Source organism: Microbacterium sp. (assembly GCF_047606685.1).
Lineage (GTDB): Bacteria > Actinomycetota > Actinomycetes > Actinomycetales > Microbacteriaceae > Microbacterium.
The window spans coordinates 68139-85293 of the sequence record NZ_JASGEC010000061.1 but is presented as its reverse complement, the minus strand read 5'-3'; the positions used below and the strand labels follow the sequence as shown (position 1 = coordinate 85293).

Annotated in this window: 14 protein-coding genes and 1 other RNA gene; 8 read left to right on the top strand and 7 right to left on the bottom strand. The window is 70.3% G+C overall.

From position 1 onward, the window contains the following. Nucleotides 1-7: 7 nt before the first annotated feature. Nucleotides 8-1294: a hypothetical protein gene (locus QM611_RS07390; protein WP_415079262.1), complete on the bottom strand. Its 1287-nt coding sequence runs from the start codon at nucleotides 1292-1294 to the stop codon at nucleotides 8-10. 128 nt (nucleotides 1295-1422) lie between these two features. Between QM611_RS07390 and QM611_RS07385 the strand changes: the two genes are divergently transcribed. The 4 genes from QM611_RS07385 to QM611_RS07370 all read left to right on the top strand — a co-directional run bounded on the left by QM611_RS07385 (nucleotide 1423) and on the right by QM611_RS07370 (nucleotide 4912). After that, the gene (locus QM611_RS07385; protein ID WP_415079261.1) at nucleotides 1423-2133 is read left to right on the top strand and encodes a DUF4191 domain-containing protein; all 711 of its coding nucleotides are present in this window, start codon (nucleotides 1423-1425) and stop codon (nucleotides 2131-2133) included. 128 nt (nucleotides 2134-2261) lie between these two features. After that, on the top strand, nucleotides 2262-3152 hold the full coding sequence (locus QM611_RS07380; protein WP_415079260.1) for a MetQ/NlpA family ABC transporter substrate-binding protein: 891 nt from the start codon (nucleotides 2262-2264) through the stop codon (nucleotides 3150-3152). Nucleotides 3153-3222: 70 nt separating this feature from the next. Next, on the top strand, nucleotides 3223-4260 hold the full coding sequence (locus tag QM611_RS07375; protein ID WP_415079259.1) for a methionine ABC transporter ATP-binding protein: 1038 nt from the start codon (nucleotides 3223-3225) through the stop codon (nucleotides 4258-4260). After that, a complete protein-coding gene (locus QM611_RS07370) occupies nucleotides 4253-4912 on the top strand; it encodes an ABC transporter permease subunit (protein ID WP_415079258.1) in 660 nt (219 codons plus the stop codon). The genes QM611_RS07375 and QM611_RS07370 overlap by 8 nt, the downstream gene beginning before the upstream one ends. A gap of 18 nt (nucleotides 4913-4930) precedes the next feature. On the opposite strand, the gene QM611_RS07365 is transcribed toward QM611_RS07370, so the two are convergent. Beyond that, on the bottom strand, nucleotides 4931-5332 hold the full coding sequence (locus tag QM611_RS07365) for an RDD family protein (protein WP_415079257.1): 402 nt from the start codon (nucleotides 5330-5332) through the stop codon (nucleotides 4931-4933). A 129-nt stretch (nucleotides 5333-5461) separates the two neighbouring features. Between QM611_RS07365 and glnA the strand changes: the two genes are divergently transcribed. Continuing rightward, nucleotides 5462-6886: a type I glutamate--ammonia ligase gene (glnA, locus tag QM611_RS07360; protein ID WP_415079256.1), complete on the top strand. Its 1425-nt coding sequence runs from the start codon at nucleotides 5462-5464 to the stop codon at nucleotides 6884-6886. Between the two features lie 144 nt (nucleotides 6887-7030). On the opposite strand, the gene QM611_RS07355 is transcribed toward glnA, so the two are convergent. The 3 genes from QM611_RS07355 to QM611_RS07345 are packed head-to-tail and all read right to left on the bottom strand — an operon-like array spanning nucleotide 7031 to nucleotide 11628. Beyond that, a complete protein-coding gene (locus tag QM611_RS07355) occupies nucleotides 7031-10033 on the bottom strand; it encodes a bifunctional [glutamine synthetase] adenylyltransferase/[glutamine synthetase]-adenylyl-L-tyrosine phosphorylase (protein ID WP_415079255.1) in 3003 nt (1000 codons plus the stop codon). Between the two features lie 14 nt (nucleotides 10034-10047). Continuing rightward, nucleotides 10048-11385 carry a glutamine synthetase family protein gene (locus tag QM611_RS07350; protein WP_415079254.1) on the bottom strand — a complete coding sequence of 446 codons (1338 nt, stop codon included), beginning with the start codon at nucleotides 11383-11385 and terminating at the stop codon, nucleotides 10048-10050. Nucleotides 11386-11442: 57 nt separating this feature from the next. Then, nucleotides 11443-11628, bottom strand: a complete 186-nt coding sequence (locus QM611_RS07345) for an SPOR domain-containing protein (RefSeq protein WP_415079253.1) — start codon at nucleotides 11626-11628, stop codon at nucleotides 11443-11445. Nucleotides 11629-11718: 90 nt separating this feature from the next. Between QM611_RS07345 and ppgK the strand changes: the two genes are divergently transcribed. Beyond that, nucleotides 11719-12480, top strand: a complete 762-nt coding sequence (gene ppgK, locus QM611_RS07340) for a polyphosphate--glucose phosphotransferase (RefSeq protein ID WP_415079252.1) — start codon at nucleotides 11719-11721, stop codon at nucleotides 12478-12480. Nucleotides 12481-12515: 35 nt separating this feature from the next. On the opposite strand, the gene rnpB is transcribed toward ppgK, so the two are convergent. After that, an RNA gene (gene rnpB / locus QM611_RS07335) (RNase P RNA component class A) lies at nucleotides 12516-12885 on the bottom strand. A 211-nt stretch (nucleotides 12886-13096) separates the two neighbouring features. On the opposite strand from rnpB, the gene QM611_RS07330 reads away from it, so the two are divergent. Together QM611_RS07330 and QM611_RS07325 are read left to right on the top strand one after the other, a co-directional pair. After that, nucleotides 13097-13633, top strand: a complete 537-nt coding sequence (locus tag QM611_RS07330) for an LPXTG cell wall anchor domain-containing protein (RefSeq protein ID WP_415079251.1) — start codon at nucleotides 13097-13099, stop codon at nucleotides 13631-13633. Between the two features lie 9 nt (nucleotides 13634-13642). Then, the gene (locus tag QM611_RS07325; protein ID WP_415079250.1) at nucleotides 13643-15430 is read left to right on the top strand and encodes a DUF4012 domain-containing protein; all 1788 of its coding nucleotides are present in this window, start codon (nucleotides 13643-13645) and stop codon (nucleotides 15428-15430) included. A gap of 3 nt (nucleotides 15431-15433) precedes the next feature. On the opposite strand, the gene QM611_RS07320 is transcribed toward QM611_RS07325, so the two are convergent. Then, the gene (locus QM611_RS07320) at nucleotides 15434-17140 is read right to left on the bottom strand and encodes a bifunctional 3'-5' exonuclease/DNA polymerase (RefSeq protein ID WP_415079249.1); all 1707 of its coding nucleotides are present in this window, start codon (nucleotides 17138-17140) and stop codon (nucleotides 15434-15436) included. Nucleotides 17141-17155 lie beyond the last annotated feature (15 nt).

The following is a 17155-nucleotide window of genomic DNA, read 5'->3' as shown; positions in this document are numbered from 1 at the left end:
CGCTGGCTCATCCGTCGCGGCGCTCGGCGTCGTGCACGTCGCGGATGAGCCATCGGCCGTCGCTGTGCGCGATCACGACGAGCTGGGCACCGCCCTGGTCGTCGTCGACGCGCAGGACGGCGACGCTCCCGAATTCGTCGAGGAGTGTGATTTCGTGCGCAGCGGCGCTGGAGGCGCCGGCGGGCCACGGCGCGCGCGGTCGCTCGACGACGTCGGCGAGGCACTCGAGGTCGTCGCGGCAGGCGATGCGCGCGTCGAGCAGCGCGGCGGCGATCCGCTCCGGTCCGGCTGCCTCCGCCGGCGCACTCGGAGAGCGGGTCGGCGTTGGCGAGGCAGCAGGAGGGCTGGATGCCGCGGACGCGGGCGGCTTCGCCACGGCGGGCGCGGAGTCGCCCGTCGGCCACATCGCGCCGACCACGATCACGGCCGCCGCGGCGCCGGCAGCGAGCAGCCACGGCCTCGGCCGGCCTCTGGCACGCAGCCTGCGCACGACCGCGTGCAAGGCGTCCGACACCAGGCCGGCGATGTCGGCGTCGACATGGCGCTCCACAAAGGCCCGCCTCCGACGGGGAGCGGCGCGGGGCGCGCGCATCGCCTCGTCCGGCCGCGCGCCCAGGCCGGCCGCGGCATCCAGATCCCTGGCCCGCGTCGGAGCGGTGGAGACGGCCGCCGCCGCGGCGAGCTCGAACAGCTCCTCCTCGAACGCCGCGCCCGCCGACAGGTCGCCGTCCTCGGCGTGCCGAGACACCGTGGAGCGCAGGCCGGCGTGCTCGGTGAGCTCGGCGCAGCGCCGCCACAGCGCGCGGGCGCCGTCGTCGGCGCTCACGCCGTCGGGCGTGTGCACGAACACGGGCCTGGCGCGGTCCGTCATCCACCACTCCCCCGCCGGCCACCCGCGCTCCCGGCGGGGCCTGGTCGCCGCCAACTCCGCCAGACCGCGGCTGAGGCTCACCGCGAGGGTCACGCACTCCCCCGCGGCCAGGGCCGACCGAGCCGCCTCACGCCGAGCGAGCAGGCGGTCGACGCGCTCGGTGCACCACTCGAACTCCACGCGCAGCCCGGCGCCGCAGCGCACCAGGTCGCGCGGCGCCAAGACGTGCCCGCCGGGCTCAGCCGGCGACACGAGCGCCGCCGGCACGTCGTCGGGCGCGACCAGCACCACCGTGGCGCCGTCTCCGACGCTGGCTAGCCAGCCCGGCAGCGGCGACTCCGGCGGCGAGACCCGACGCAACAGCCGGTAGGCGTCGGTGAGCGGCGCGTCGTCGCCGGCGCCGGCCTCGGAAGCGGATGGCATCACGCCTCGAGTCTCGCCCCCTGCGCGAGCGTGGAGGGCGCGGAAGGCCGCAATTGTGGACAGCGTGCCGCGCGGACCGCCTGGGGAGGAGCATGAGCCGCGCCACGCTGCGGCGGTAGGCTGGACCCATGGCGAGACGACCCCGCGACCCGAACAAGAAGCCCGGGTTCTTCCGGCAGATCACGACGCTCTACAACTTCACGAGAGCGGAGTACCCGTGGCTGCCCTGGGTGCTGATCGGCATTCTGCTCGCGTGCATCGGCCTCGGAGTGGTGCTGGGCCTGGTCTTCCCGGCATCCTCGGTCTGGAGCGCGGTCATGTGGGGCTTCATGGGCCTGGCGACCGGCTTGATGATCGCGATGTTCACGCTCACGCGCCTGTCCACCTCCGCCATGTACAAGAAGATCGACGGCATGCCCGGCGCAGCGGGCCACGTGCTGTCCACCAGCCTCCCTCGCTCGTGGAGCGCCAGCGACACGCCGGTGGGCGTCAACCCGCGCACACAGGAAGCCGTGTACCGCGCGGTCGGCCGAGCCGGAATCGTGATCGTCGGCGAGGGCTCTCGCGGCCGGCTGACGCGCCTGGTCAACGAGGAGCGCTCGAAGGCACAGCGGGTCGCCCACGGCGTGCCCGTGACTGTCTTCTACCTCGGTCACGGCCAAGACGAAGTGCCCATCAAGATGCTGACGACCCGGATCAAGGCGCTGCCCTCGAAAATCGACAAGGCGACCATGGCGGCGGTGATCAAGCGGCTCGAGTCGGTGTCGCAGACCTCCGCCTCGCTGCCGATCCCGAAGGGCATCGACCCGCTGAAGGTGCGCGCGTCGCGGCCCCGGTAGCCGCCGGACGCAACGAACCCCCACGTGTCGGCGTGTTACGGCCGACGCGGAATACTCGCCCGGTGAGCCCTAGCGTCGAGTCATGCCGGGGCGGGTTCCCTCCTCGGCACCGATCCGAGGAGTGTCACATGGTCACCAAGTTCGCCAAGGCTGCCGCCGTAGCCCTACCGCTCGCATTGCTGCTCGCCGGTTGCTCCGGCGGCGCGGACCCCGCCGAGAGCGAGGACAGCGAGCCGGTGCGCATCGGCGTCGTTGGCGCGGGCGATCCGTACTGGACGACGTACAAGGAGGCGGCGGCCGCCGAGGGCATCGAGATCGAGCTCGTCAACTTCACCGAGTACACGCAGCCCAACCCGGCCCTCACCGCGGGGGAGTTGGATCTCAACCAGTTCCAGCACATCGTCTACCTCGCCACCTACAACGTGGGCACGGAAAGCGACCTGCAGCCGATCGGCGCCACCGCGATCTACCCGCTGGGGCTGTACTCCACGCAGTACGAGTCGGTCGCCGACATCCCGGAAGGCGCCAAGGTCGCCGTCCCGAACGACGAGAGCAACCAAGCCCGCGGCCTGCTCATCCTGCAGTCCGCCGGCCTCATCACGCTGACCGGCGGCGGCACGATCTTCTCCACGCTCGATGAGATCGACAAGGCCAACTCGAAGGTCGAGGTCGTCGCGCTGGACGCCGCCGTGACCGCCACCTCGCTCCCCGACGTCGCTGCCGCGATCGTCAACAACGACTTCCTCGAGGACGCCGGCCTCAAAGCATCCGACGCGATCGCGCAGGACGACCCGTCCGACCCGAACGCGCTCCCGTACGTGAACATCTTCGCGGCGCGTGCGGAGGACGCGGACAACCCGACGTATCTGAAGCTTGTCGAGATCTACCAAAACAGCCAGGACGTGCTCGACGGTGTGTTCGAGTCGTCGGGCGACACCGCGGTCTTCGTGAAGACACCCGTTGAGGACCTCGTCTCGTCACTCCACGAGGTCGAGGACGACATCCGCGCCAAACAGTGACCGACCGGCGCTTGCGCGGCCCGCTCGGCGAGCGGGCCGCGCATCGTCCACTAGCGCTCAAGGAGCCGCAATGACCCTCATCAGCCTCACCGGGGTGACCAAGTCGTTCGAACCGGCCGCGAAGGGCGGGCCGCCCATTGTCGCCGTCGACGACGTGAGCCTGTCGATCGCAGAGGGCGAGGTGTGCTGCATCATCGGCTATTCGGGCGCAGGGAAAAGCACCGTGCTGCGCCTGCTCAACGCGCTCGAAACGGCGACGGCGGGGTCGGTCGAGATAGACGGACGCGACATCACCCGTCTGTCCGAACGCGAACTGCGCGCGCTGCGCGGCGACATCGGCATGATCTTCCAGCAGTTCAACCTGTTCGGATCGCGCACCGTCGCCAAGAACGTCGCGTATCCGCTCGAAGTGGCCCGCCGGCCGAAGGCCGAGATCGCGGCGCGGGTGGACGAGCTGCTCAGCTTCGTCGGTCTCTCTGATCGCGCCCGAAACTACCCCGAACAGCTCTCCGGCGGGCAGAAGCAGCGCGTGGGCATCGCGCGCGCCCTGGCCAGCAACCCCCGCATCCTCTTGGCCGACGAGGCCACGAGCGCACTCGACCCCGACACCACGCAGGAAGTGCTCGCGCTGCTGAAGCGCGTGAACGTGGAGCTCGGAATCACGATCGTGGTGATCACCCACGAGATGGATGTCGTCCGCGAGATCGCGGACCGGGTCGTCGTGATGGAGAACGGCCAGGTCATCGAGCAGGGCGAGGTGTTCGAGATTCTCGCCTCTCCACAGCATCCCGCCACGAAGCGGTTCGTCGCCAGCACGATCGAAGACGTCCCGTCGGGGCCGCAACTGGCGGCGCTGCGGCGGCGCCATCCGGGCCGCATCGTCACCTTCACCGTGCGCGACGGCGAACGCGCCCAGTCGGACGTGTTCAGCGCGCTGGGCCGCCACGGGGTGCGCTTCGAACTCATCCACGGCGGCATCAATGACATCAGAGGGCGCGTCTTCGGCCACCTCACCTTGGCCGTCGACGGCGAGCCGCAAGCGGTGCAGCAAGCGATCGAGGCGGCGTCTGCCATCGCGCCGATCATCGAGGAGGACGCTCGTGGATAGGCTTGTCGACCTCCTTCCCGACCTGTGGCTGTCGGCCGCGGAGACTCTGTACATGGTGGCCTTCAGCCTGGTCTTCGGCGGCCTGGCCGGGCTCGTGCTGGGCCTGGCCCTCTACGCGACGCGGGCGGGGAGCCTCTTTCCCAACAAGGCCGTGTTCGGGGTGCTCAACGTCATCGTCAACACCTTCCGGCCGATTCCGTTCATCATCCTGATCGGCGCGGTGCAGCCGCTCGCACGAGCGGTCGGCATCAGCGGCATCGGGATCGACTTCGGCATCTTCGCAATCGTGATGGCGTCGCTGTTCGCCATCAGCCGCATCGTCGAGCAGAACCTGCTCACCGTGCAGCCCGGCGTGATCGAAGCGGCCCGAGCGGCCGGCGCCAGCCGGTCGCGCATCCTGTTCCGGCTCGTCCCACGCGAGGCCCTCGGTCCGCTCGTGCTCGGCTACACGTTCATCGTCGTGGCGCTGGTCGACATGAGCGCGATGGCGGGCGTCGTCGGCGCCGGCGGCCTCGGCGAGTTCGCCCAGGTGTTCGGGTTCCGCCAGTTCAACCCGTGGGTGACGTGGGCGGCGGTCATCGTCATCATTGTCATCGTCCAGGGCGTGCAGTTCTTCGGCAACTGGCTGGCCCGCCGCATCCTCCGTCGGTGAGCGAAGCAGCAACTCGCCTCACACGCGGACCAACACCGTGCCGATGGCCTTGTCGTGCAAGCCGCGCTGATCTGAGTCCCAGATGACAGCAGGGATCAACAGCACGATCAGGGCCGTGCGCACGATCGGCCGCCACAGCCCCACCCAGCCGCCGCCGAGCAGCACCACCCGCATGCCGACGAGCCGGTGCCCGGGACTGCCCCCGATGGTGGGAACAAACACGATCTGCACGGCCGCGAACACCGCGAGCGTCGCCCACGCCTCCGCGCCGAAGAACGCCGACGAGACCACGGACGCGCACATCGCGTCGATGAGGTACGCGCCGATGCGGCGGCCGATGCGGCCCACGCTGCCCGGGCCGGTTTCGGGGAGTCCGAGCCGCTCGCCCGGGTAAGCGCTGGGCTCGAGGGATCCGGACACCGGTCCAGCGTAACCAGTCGCGCGTAACCTCCCCGAAACATGCGAGATACTGGCGAGCAATGCCCGCTCGATAAGTTCGATCCAGCCTGCCTGGAGCAGGCGCGTTCCGCACCCGACACTGGAGACTCCATGTTCAAAGACTCTTCCGAGGTGCTGAAGTTCATCAAGGACGAGGACATCAAGTTCCTCGACATCCGGTTCACGGACCTCCCTGGTGTGCAGCAGCACTTCAACATCCCTGCCTCGACCGTCGACGAGGAATTCTTCACGGTCGGCCAGTTGTTCGACGGCTCGTCGATTCGCGGCTTCGCGAACATCCACGAGTCGGACATGCAGCTGATCCCGGATGTCTCCACCGCGTATGTCGACCCGTTCCGCGAGGCGAAGACCCTGGTCATGGTGTTCGACATCTACAACCCGCGCAACGGCGAGATCTACGCGAAGGACCCGCGCCAGGTCGCCAAGAAGGCGGAGAAGTACCTCGCCTCGACCGGCATCGCCGACACCGCGTTCTTCGCTCCGGAGGCGGAGTTCTACATCTTCGACGACGTCCGCTACGAAGTGAAGCAGAACGAGAGCTTCTACAAGGTGGACTCCGAGGAGGGCGCCTGGAACACCGGCCGCGTCGAAGAGGGCGGCAACCTCGCCAACAAGACCCCGTACAAGGGCGGCTACTTCCCCGTCTCGCCGGTCGACAAGCAGGCCGACCTGCGCGACGACATCAGCCTCAAGCTCATCGAGTCGGGTCTGATCCTCGAGCGCGCGCACCACGAGGTGGGCACTGGCGGCCAGGCCGAGATCAACTACCGCTTCGACACGATGGTGCACGCGGCCGACGACATCCTGAAGTTCAAGTACATCGTCAAGAACACCGCGCTGGAGTGGGGCAAGGTCGCGACCTTCATGCCCAAGCCGCTGTTCGGCGACAACGGCTCGGGAATGCACACGCACCAGTCGCTGTGGCTCGAGGGCAAGCCGCTGTTCTACGACGAGAAGGGCTACGGCGGCCTGAGCGACATCGCCCGCTGGTACATCGGCGGCCTGCTCGCGCACGCCCCGGCGGTGCTCGCGTTCACGAACCCGACGCTCAACAGCTACCACCGGCTGGTCAAGGGCTTCGAGGCCCCGGTCAACCTCGTCTACTCGGCGGGCAACCGCTCGGCCGCGATCCGCATCCCGATCACGGGGTCGAACCCGAAGGCGAAGCGCATCGAGTTCCGTGCGCCGGATGCCTCGGGCAACCCGTACCTCGCGTTCGCGGCGCAGATGATGGCCGGCATCGACGGCATCATCAACCGCATCGAGCCGCACGAGCCGGTCGACAAGGACCTGTACGAGCTGCCGCCCGAGGAGGCCAAGGGCATCCCGCAGGTGCCGAACTCGCTATTGGACTCGCTCGAGGCCCTGCGCGAGGACCACGAGTTCCTCACCCGCGGCAACGTGTTCACCCCCGAGCTCATTGAGACCTGGATCGACTACAAGATCGAGAACGAGATCCAGCCCCTCGCGCAGCGCCCGCACCCGTTCGAGTACGAGCTGTACTTCGGGGTCTGACGCCACACGCCCACACGGCGCGTGAGCGCCGAGACCCGCCTGTCGCACCGAGACACGTCTCGCGCAGGCGGGTCTCGGCGTCGAAAGCGGGTCTCGGCGCTCAAGCGGCGCGCCAGGCTTCGGCAGGCTCAGGCTTCGGCAGGCTCACCCATAGAAGAGCTTCTCGAACGCCCGACGCGACCTGCGCGTCGCCCGCAGGTACTCCTCCTCGACGGCATTGGCCGAGCGCGGCGGATAGACCAGGATGCGGCCGAGCCCGTCGAGCTGGCGGCGGTCCACCGGCAGCACGTCGCTGGTCTGGCCGGTGTAGAGGGTGTTCGCCGAGCGCAGGCGGCTGGCGAGGCGCCAGGCCTCGCGCAGGCGGGCGGCCGCGGCATCCGGCACCAGCCCCTCGGCTCTCGCGGCCTCCAGCGCGTCCAGGGTGGATGTCGTGCGCAAGCCGGGCACGCGGTGCGCGTGCTGCAGCTGGACGAGCTGCACGAGCCATTCGACGTCGCTGAGCGATCCCGGCCCGAGCTTCAGGTGCCGCGAGGGGTCGGCGCCCTGCGGGAGCCGCTCGTTCTCGACCCGCGCCTTGATCCGCTTGATCTCCCTGATGCCTTGGGGGTCGGCGGCGACCGGGTAGCGGATCTCGTCGGCCAAGGCGGTGAAGCGCTCGATCAGCCCGACGCTGCCGGCCACGCCGCGAGCGCGCAGCAGCGCCTGTGCTTCCCACGAGAGCGACCACCGGCGGTAGTACTCGGCGTACGCGTCCAGCGAGCGGGCCATCGGGCCATTGCGGCCTTCCGGGCGCAGCCCGGCATCCAGCTCCAGCGGCAGGCGATGGTCCTCCGAGTGCCGGCGCAGCTCGGCGACGAGCTTGAGCGCGAGCTCGTTGGCCCGCTGCGGGTCGACCCCGTTGGCCTCGTAGACGTACATGACGTCCGCGTCCGACCCGAACCCGAGCTCGGACCCGCCGAAGCGCCCCATCGCGATCACGGCGAACTCGAGCGCGTCGTCGTCGGGAGAGACGACCTCGCGGCGCACGGCGCGCAGGGCGGCTTGGATCGTCACTTCCGTGATGGTCGTCAGCGCCTGAGCGACCTCGTCGATCGTGAGCACCTCCAAGACGGCTCCCATCGCCGTCCGGAGCATTTCGCGGCGGCGCAGCGCGCGCACGGCGCGCATCGCGTCCTCCACGGTCGAGGCCCGGCTCTGGATCGCCAGTGCCTCCTCCTGCAGCACAGGGCCGGGGCGCGGCCGCAGCTGCTCGTTCGAGTCGAGCCACGCCACAGCCTCCGGGATCCACTCCATCAGCTCGCCGATATAGTGCGAGCCCGACAGCACGCGGGTCAGGCTCTCGGCGGCGCCGGCCGAGTCGCGCATCATGCGCAGGTACCAGGGCGTGTCGCCGAGCCGCTCGCTGACGCGGCGAAAGGCGAGCAGCCCGTAGTCGGGGTCGACGCCGTCGGCAAACCAGCGGATGAGCACCGGCATGAGGTGGCGGCGGATGGTCGCGGTGCGGCTCAGGCCGCCGGTGAGCGCGCCAATGTGGCGCAGCGCGCCGGCGGGGTCGCGAAACCCGATGGCCGCGAGCCGGTCGCGCGCCTGCTCCGGCGACAGCGCCCACTCGTCCTGCGGGAGCGCGGCAACGGCGCTCAGCAGCGGACGGTAGAAGAGACGGACATGGATGTCGCGAACTTCCCGCTTCACCCCCTCCCAGAGCTCCCACACGCCGTCGCCGGTCTCCGCCAGGCGGCTGGCGCGCGCCAGCACGCGCAGGCCCTCGTCGTCGGCGGGCATCAGGTGGGTGCGCCGCAGGGCTTTGAGCTGCATGCGGTGCTCCAGCACACGCAGCACGCGGTAGTCCCGCGCGAACGCCGCCGCCTCCGGACGGCCGATGTAGCCCTCGGAGACGAGGGCGTCCAGCGACTCCAGCGTGCCGCGCTGGCGAAGCCGCTCGTCGCTCAGGCCGTGCACGAGCTGCAGCAGCTGCACGGTGAACTCGATGTCGCGCAGTCCGCCCGGGCCGAGCTTGATCTGGTAGGAGACGTCCTCGGGGCGGATGTGCTCGGTGACCCGCTCGCGCATGCGCTGCACGTTCTCCACAAAGCTCTCCCGCGCCGCGCTCGTCCACACCTTCGGCTGCACAGCCTCCACGTACGCGCGTCCGAGCGACTCGTCCCCCGCCATCCACCGTGCTTTGAGCAGCGCTTGGAACTCCCACCCCTTCGCCCACCGGTCGTAGTACGACAAGTGCGAGTCGAGCGTGCGCACCAGGGCCCCCTGCTTGCCCTCCGGCCGCAGGTTCGCGTCGACCTCCCACAGCGGCGGCTCCACCTCGGCGCCCGAGATTCCGCGCATCGTCTGCACCGCCAGGCGCGTCGCGATGTCGATCACTCGGCTCTCGCCGAGCTCGGCGAGAGCGTCGTCCCCGGCGCCGCCGACGAAGATGACGTCCACGTCGCTCACGTAGTTGAGCTCGCGCGCGCCCGCCTTGCCCATGCCGATGATCGCGAGGCGAGTGCGTGCCACGTGCTCCGGGGGGATGCGAGCGACGCCGACGGCGCCCGCGGACACACGCGCGCGAGCGACGGCGAGGGATGCCTCCAAGGCCGCCGCCGCGGCATCCGCCAATGCCGTCGACACCTCCGCGACGACCGCGACGGGGTCATCGCTGAGCAGGTCGTAAGCGGCGATGAGGGCGAGCATGCGCCGGTACCGCACGCGCAGCGCCACCCACGCCGACTCGTCCCCACAGGAGGCGAACCCGTCGGCGGCGCCGACCGCGTCGAGCAGCTCTGCCCGCAGCGCGTGCGCGGAGGGGAGCGCGCGTCCTGCCTCGGCGAGGTGCGCGAGCTCGTGGGGGTGGCGCAGGTAGAAGTCGGCGAACCCGGATGACGCGCCGAGCAGTGCCCACGTCGCGCGGCGCGTGTGCGGGTCCCACATTGCGCCGCGCACGGCGTGCGGGTCGCGCCGGGCGATGCGCGACAGGCCTTCGAGCGCCGCGTCCGGGTCGGCCGATGCCGCAGCGGCCTCCACAAGCTCGTCACGGCCCGCGCCTGTCGAGGAGGCGAGCTCGGCGAGAAGCTCTGCGGCGTGGCCGAGACTGCTAAAGCCCGCTCGAGCCAGCCCCGCCAGGGGCGACGTCCGTTCGGTGGTGCTCACGCGACGCGCTCCGCTCAGAGCATCTCCAGGTTGCTCTTCAACTCGAAGGGCGTCACCTGGGTGCGGTACTCCTGCCACTCTCTGCGCTTGTTGCGCAGCACGTAGTTGAAGACCTGCTCGCCCAGTGTCTCGGCCACCAGCTCGGAATCCTCCATCTGCCCGAGCGCGTGGTCGAGGCTTGCCGGCAGCGGAGCGTAGCCGAGCGCGCGGCGCTCCACGTCGGTCAACGACCACACGCTGCCCTCTGCCTCGGCGGGAAGGTCGTAGCCCTCTTCAATGCCCTTGAGCCCCGCCGCAAGCAGCAGCGCGAAGGCGAGGTACGGGTTGGCCGCGGAGTCGAGGCCGCGGTACTCGACGCGCGAGGACTGCCCCTTGTTCGGCTTGTAGCGGGGCACCCGCACGAGCGCGGAGCTGTTGTTGTGGCCCCACGTGATGAAGCTCGGCGCCTCGTCGCCGCCCCACAGCCGCTTGTAGCTGTTGACGAACTGGTTGGTCACGGCCGAGATCTCGCCCGCGTGGCGAAGCAGCCCGGCAATGAACTGGCGGCCGACGTGCGAGAGCTCGTACTTGGCCCCCTCGTCGTAGAACGCGTTGACATCGCCCTCGAACAGCGACATGTGGGTGTGCATGCCGCTGCCGGGCCGCCCCTCGAGCGGCTTCGGCATGAACGTCGCGTACACGCCCTGCTCGATCGCCACTTCCTTGACCACGGTGCGGAACGTCATGATGTTGTCGGCGGTGGCCAGCGCGTCGGCGTAGCGAAGGTCGATCTCGTTCTGGCCGGGACCGCCCTCGTGATGGCTGAACTCGACCGATATGCCGAGGTCCTCGAGCATGCGCACGGAGCGCCGGCGGAAGTCGTTCGCCGTGCCGCCCGGCACGTTGTCGAAATAGCCGGCCGAGTCGACGGGCTCGGGGCCGTCGGGACCGTACCGCGACGACTTCAACAGGTAGAACTCGATCTCGGGGTGCGTGTAGAACGTGAAGCCCAGATCGCCCGCGCGCTGCAGCGCGCGCTTGAGCACGTTTCGCGGGTCGGCGACCGCGGGCGCGCCGTCGGGGGTCGTGATGTCGCAGAACATCCGAGCCGTGGGGTCGATCTCGCCGCGCCACGGCAGGATCTGGAACGTCGTGGGGTCGGGGTGGGCGAGCAGGTCGGACTCGAAGGTCCGGGTCAGCCCCTCGATCGCCGAGCCATCGAACCCGAGCCCCTCGGTGAACGCGCCCTCGACCTCCGCGGGCGCGATCGCGACCGACTTCAGGGTGCCGATGACATCGGTGAACCAGAGGCGGACGAACTTGACACCGCGCTCCTCGATCGTGCGCAGTACGAAGTCACGCTGTTTGTCCATCGCATCCCCTCATCGGGCGGTTTCCGAATGCCAGACTACTGCCCGCGGGGCAGATGGTCAGTCGCCGTCGCGGGCTTCCTCTTCTGCCCAGGCGCGGGCGCGCTCCTGGATGATCTCCGGCGCGCGGGCTGCCTCTTCGGCGGAATCGAAGGGCCCCGCCCTGTCGATGCCGAGCGACTGCGGACCATGTTCGACTTCGCCGCTTTTGAGGTTGTACCAGTACCTCGCTTCGTCGACCGACATGGCGCCCTCCTCTGCCCGCTTCCTCGATCCTATCCAGCGACAGACATCCGAACTCGATGCCGCGCGGCGACTGTCGCTAGGGTATGAGCCATGGCTGCAGCGAATCGTCAGGCAATCGGGGTCGACATCGGCGGGACGGGTATCAAGGCGGGCGTCGTCGATCTCGTCGAAGGCCGCTTGATCACTGACCGCATCAAGGTAGCAACGCCCCCCGGCGCGGAACCGAAAGACGTGCTTGCGGCGGTGACGCAGGTGCTCGAGACGCTTGAGGTCGCCGACAGCGACCTGCCTCTCGGCGTCGCCTTCCCGGCCATCGTGAAGGGCGGCCGCACGATGTCGGCTGCGAACGTCTCCGATCGATGGGTGGGATTTGCCGCGGAGAAGTTCTTCGAGCAAGGCCTAGGGCGCGACATCACGTTCGCCAACGACGCGGATGTCGCCGGCGTCGCCGAGCAGCGCTACGGCGCCGCCAAGGGCGTGGACGGCATGGTTGTGCTCACCACGCTCGGCACCGGTATCGGCACCGCCCTCGTCTACAACGGCATCCTGGTGCCGAACACCGAGCTCGGCCACATCCAGCGCGCGAACCACGGCGGGGATGCGGAGACGTACGCGGCCTTCTCCGCCAAGGAGCGCCACGGGCTCTCTTACGAGAAATGGGCGCGGCGTCTGCAGTGGTACTACAACTACGTCGAGTTCTTGCTCTCCCCCGACCTGTTCGTCGTCGGCGGCGGCGTGTCGAAGCACTCGGAGCGCTTCCTGCCGCTGCTGTCGTTGCGCGCGCCGATCGTTCCCGCTGTGCACCGCAACAACGCGGGGATCATCGGGGCGGCGGCGTTGGCCGCCGACTGAGCGCGGCGCCGCGGCGCTGGCCGCCGGCACAAGCGCGAATGGGCCGGCCTGTACGCCGGGTTCTGTCCGGGGGCCGAAGCCCCGTGGACGGTCATCTCTCTCGGCGACGCGTTGCCGCGCCGCTCTAGCGGCCTACCCGGGGACTCGGCGGGCCGCGTCGTCATCCCCTGTCTGGCCTTGCTCCGGGCGAGGTTTGCCATGCGAGCCGTGTCACCACGGCCCCGGTGGTCTCTTACACCGCCCTTTCACCCTTGCCATCCGGTCCCGTCGGGACCGAATGGCGGTCTGCTCTCTGTGGCACTGTCTCGCGGATCGCTCCGGGTGGGTGTTGCCCACCGCCCTGCCCTGCGGAGCCCGGACGTTCCTCGGTGCGGCCTCCCGCAACGCGACCGTCCAGCCGACCCATTCGCGCCACGCAGTATACCCACCCACGCTGCCGCTTGCTCAGGTTCTGCCAAAGACTCGCGCCCTGATGGTGAGGATTCTCGCCGCCATGGGCTACGGTGGGAGCAGGGAAACACGAGATGCCCCGACACGCGCCTGTGGGAGGTCGCGTGAGCGCTCGACAGAGTACTCAGGTCATCTCGGCAACACAGCTTTTGGGGAGGCTGATTTCATGCGCAGGATCATTGCTGCGACCGCACTTTCGATCGCCGCGGTCGGCTTGTCGTCCGGGGCCGCGCTCGCGGCTGACGACTACACGCCGACGACGTCCGGGGAGACGACTCTCGCCGGCTCCGGCGTGACCGCCACCTGCAACGGCGAGAACCCGTACATCGACTACAACGTCGACCTCACCGGCTCGTCCGGCTCGGGCCACACGGCGTACCTGGAGCTCAGCAAAGGCGGCAACACGAGCACCATCACGCTCGGCGCGCTCGTCGACGGCCAGCTGTCCGGTTCGGTGGAGCGCCCGAGCGGCTGGGCCGCGGGCGACGTGACGGCGACGCTGTACGTCGACCCGGCCGACGCCGCCTCGACGTCGATTCCGCTGTCCGGCGCGTCGTGTGGCGACACGGCCGTGCTGGCCGACGACCCCGACGTGCTCGCGACAACGGGTGGCACCGTGTCGCTGGTCGCCGCCGGTGCAGGCGTCGCCGCTCTGGCCGTGGGCGCGGGCCTGACGCTCCGCCGCCGCCGCGCCGAACGATAGGCTCGCTCTATGGCCGAAAGGCGGGCGATGCGTCCCGACGGGCGTGTCGCCCGTCGGCCGCGTCCGCTCGTCGTCGTGTTGGTGACCGTGGGGCTCGTGCTGGTCGGCGCCATTGGCTGGCTCGTGTTCCGCGGCCTTCAGGCCAAGGACGGCCTTGAGGCATCCGTCAGCGACGCCAAGCAGCTGACGGCGGCAGTCGGCGCCGGCGACTTCGCCGCGGCCGACAAAGCGACAAGCCACCTGGCGCAACACAGCGGGGACGCGGCCGGTGCGACGGGCGACCCGGTCTGGCGAGTCGCCGAGAGCGTTCCGCTTGTCGGGCCCAATCTGACAGCCGTGCGCGTGGCAGCCGAGCAGGCGCACGCCCTGGCCACCGGCGCAGCCGAGCCTGTCCTGGACGCGGCGCAGACTCTGCTCGCCGAAGACGACGCGAGCGACGCCCTGCTGAACGTGGCCGCCTTGCGCGATGCCGAGCCCGCATTGGCGCGCGCCGACGACACCGTCGACACGGCCGCCGACGCGCTGGCGCAGCTGGATGCCAGCGCGCTGCTGCCGACTGTCGCCGACGGCGTCACCCGGTTGCGCGGCGCCGTGGAGCAGGCGGGTCCGGCGGTGCACACCCTCGCTCAGGCGAGCTCGGTCGTGCCCACCATCCTCGGCGCGGATGAGCGCCGCCGCATCCTGCTGATGGTGCAGAACAACGCCGAGCTGCGCACCGGCGGCGGCATCACGGGCACGTTCATCGAGCTCGCGGCCGACAACGGCGCGCTCTCCATCGTGCGTCAGGCCGACTCGTCCGATTTCCCGCGCGCCGACAACCCCCCGGTTCCGCTCCCCCGGTCCACCACTGCCCTCTACGGCGCCACGATCGGCGAGTACGTGCAGAACGTGTCGATCACGGCGGACTTCGTGCTCACCGGACAGTTGGCGTCGGCGTGGTGGAAGGAACGCTTCCACCGTGCTCCCGACACCGTCGTGTCGGTCGACCCGGTGGTGCTGCAGGCGGTGCTGCGCGCACTGGGTCCGGTCAAGACGCCCGACGGCAAGCTGACCGCCGACAACCTCGTCGAACGCCTTCTGGTGGAGCCGTACCAGAAGCTGTCGCAGAGCCAGCAGACCAAGGTCTTCGAGCACGCTGCATCCGCCGTCTTCACAAAGCTCACGCGCGGAACCGACCCGATGAGTCTGACGAAGGCTCTCGCCGAGCCGTTGGACCAGGGGCGCGTCTCGGTGTGGAGCTCGCACGAGGCAGAGCAGGATGTCCTGGCGCAGACGCCGCTGGCGGGCCCCGCCGCCCGGCAACGCGCGGCCGGGCGAGACGCGTACGCCGTTTACTTCAACGACGCGACCGGCGGCAAGATGGACACGTTCCTGGATGTCTCGATCGCCGGGAGCTCTGGTCGATGCGAGGCGGGCGGCTCCGAGCTGGTCGAGGTGTCCGTCACGCTGAAGAACACGGCGCCGGCGCAGGCGGGCAAGCTGTTCCCGACGAGCGTGACCGGCGGAGGCCAGTTCGGGACCAAGCCCGGCGACATCGCGACCTCGGTGGCGGTGTCGGGGCCAAGCAGCGCGTTCTTCGGCGCCGTGACCGTGGACGGCAAGGCCGTGGGTCCGGTGCAGCGCAACGACAACGGATTCATGGTCAGCGCGACGCAGGTCACCGTGGCGCCGGGCGAGTCGACCACCGTCGCGTTCCGCTTCGCCACCGTGGCGACCGAGCCGCGCTCCCCCACGATCCTGCACACGCCGCTCATCTCGGAGCCGAAGCTCGCGGAGGGCGAGCTCGCCTGCGGCTGACACTCACGGCTTGTCGGCTGTGTCCGCGATTCTGAGGTCGAGGGGGAAGTCGACCGGGAAGTCGCCGAACAGCAGCCGTCCTGCCGCCGCGGCGGCGTCTCGCACTGCGTCAGCGACCGCTTCCGCGTGCACCGCCGGGGTGTGCACGATGATCTCGTCGTGCAGGAAGAACGCGAGGTGCGGGCGGGTGGCGAAGGCCGGGCCGGATGCCGGCGCGGCATCCTCCTCTCCTACCGGCGGGAACTGCGCGAGTCTGATCCGCACGTCGGCCAGCCACGCCAGGGCCCATTCTGCGGCCGTTCCCTGCACCACGAAGTTGCGGGTGAAGCGGCCGCGATCACGCGCCCACCGGCGCGCTCGCGTCTCGTCCGCCTCGCGGGCGTCGGGCTCGGCGGCGCGGCGTTGCGCGCCGACCCAGGCCTCGGAAGGCGAAGGAGAGGTGCGGCCGAGCCACGTCGAGACGTGGCCGCCCTCCTCGCCCACCCGCGCAGCCTCGTCGACGAGCCGCATCGCCTTCGGGTAGCCGTTGCGCAACCGGGGCACGAGCCGGCCGCTGTCTCCGGTCGTCGCTCCGTACATGGCGCCCAGCAGAGCGATCTTGGCTTCTGCTCGCGTGGCGACGGCTCCGCTGGACACGACGCCCTCGTACAGGTCACGGCCGCGCGCGGCGCCGGCGAGGCGCTCGTCGCGCGACATCGCGGCGAGCACGCGGGGCTCGAGCTGGGCGACATCCGCCACCACGAGCCGCCACCCCGGGTCCGCGCGCACCACGGGCCGCAGCTGGCGGGGCAGCTGCAGCGCGCCCCCGCCGGACGACGCCCACCGGCCGGTGACGACGCCGGCCGGCACATACACCGGCCGGAACCGGCCTTCGTGCACCCAAGTGTCGAGCCACGCCCACCCGTTCGCGCTGAGCAGCCGCGCGAGCTTCTTGTACTCCAGCAGGGGCGCGATCACGGGGTGAGCCTGCCCCTGCAGCTCCCACTGGCTCGTGGACTCGACGAGCACGCCCACCCGGTGCAGCGCGCGCAGCAGCTTCGGCGGGGAGTCCAGACTCGCGCTCGTGTCGCCGAGCGCGGCGCGGACGCGTTCGGCTGCGTCCTGCACCTTCGCCGGAAGGCCGCCTCCGGACGGCCGGCGGCCCAAGAGTGCGACGAGCAGCTCGTCGTGCGCGGCGGCGTCCCACGGCAACCCCGCCGCCCGCAGTTCGACGGCGATGATCGCGCCCGCCGACTCGGCTGCGAGCAGCAGGCGCAGTCGGCCCTCGTCGGCCGCGTCGAGCGCCTGCTGCTGCCGAGCGAACTCGGCGATCACCTCGTCGACGTCGTGGGGCACGCCGGTCGGGGCCGCGCCATCCAGCTCGAACAACGTCGGCTTCGGCGCGATCTCCTCCGCCGACGCCGCATCCCACGCTGTCGCTGCCCGCAACGAGGCGGCGTGGGGCGCCAGCTCGCTGTCGCGCAAGATGGCGTGGCTCAGCCGCAGGTCGTGGCAGCGGGAGACGCGCACTCCCGCCGCAAGCAAGGGCGCGTACCAGGCCGGCGTGTCGTTCCACACCCAGCGGGGCGCGGTCGCCCCCTCCTGCGACGACACCCACGCGGGCAGATCCGCGACGTGCACGCGTGCCAGTTCTGCGCCCGACCGGTCCAGCGACACAGCTACGACCGTGCTGTCCGCGCGACCGAGGACGACCCACGACGCCGCTGGCATCGTATCGGTCACCGG

Bases quoted from the DNA above. Each gene is read 5' to 3' on its own strand.
- QM611_RS07390 (WP_415079262.1), bottom strand. From the start codon at position 1,294: ATGCCATCCGCTTCCGAGGCCGGCGCCGGCGACGACGCGCCGCTCACC.
- QM611_RS07385 (WP_415079261.1), top strand. From the start codon at position 1,423: ATGGCGAGACGACCCCGCGACCCGAACAAGAAGCCCGGGTTCTTCCGG.
- QM611_RS07380 (WP_415079260.1), top strand. From the start codon at position 2,262: ATGGTCACCAAGTTCGCCAAGGCTGCCGCCGTAGCCCTACCGCTCGCA.
- QM611_RS07375 (WP_415079259.1), top strand. From the start codon at position 3,223: ATGACCCTCATCAGCCTCACCGGGGTGACCAAGTCGTTCGAACCGGCC.
- glnA (WP_415079256.1), top strand. From the start codon at position 5,462: ATGTTCAAAGACTCTTCCGAGGTGCTGAAGTTCATCAAGGACGAGGAC.
- QM611_RS07350 (WP_415079254.1), bottom strand. From the start codon at position 11,385: ATGGACAAACAGCGTGACTTCGTACTGCGCACGATCGAGGAGCGCGGT.
- QM611_RS07345 (WP_415079253.1), bottom strand. From the start codon at position 11,628: ATGTCGGTCGACGAAGCGAGGTACTGGTACAACCTCAAAAGCGGCGAA.
- ppgK (WP_415079252.1), top strand. From the start codon at position 11,719: ATGGCTGCAGCGAATCGTCAGGCAATCGGGGTCGACATCGGCGGGACG.
- QM611_RS07330 (WP_415079251.1), top strand. From the start codon at position 13,097: ATGCGCAGGATCATTGCTGCGACCGCACTTTCGATCGCCGCGGTCGGC.
- QM611_RS07325 (WP_415079250.1), top strand. From the start codon at position 13,643: ATGGCCGAAAGGCGGGCGATGCGTCCCGACGGGCGTGTCGCCCGTCGG.
- QM611_RS07320 (WP_415079249.1), bottom strand. From the start codon at position 17,140: ATGCCAGCGGCGTCGTGGGTCGTCCTCGGTCGCGCGGACAGCACGGTC.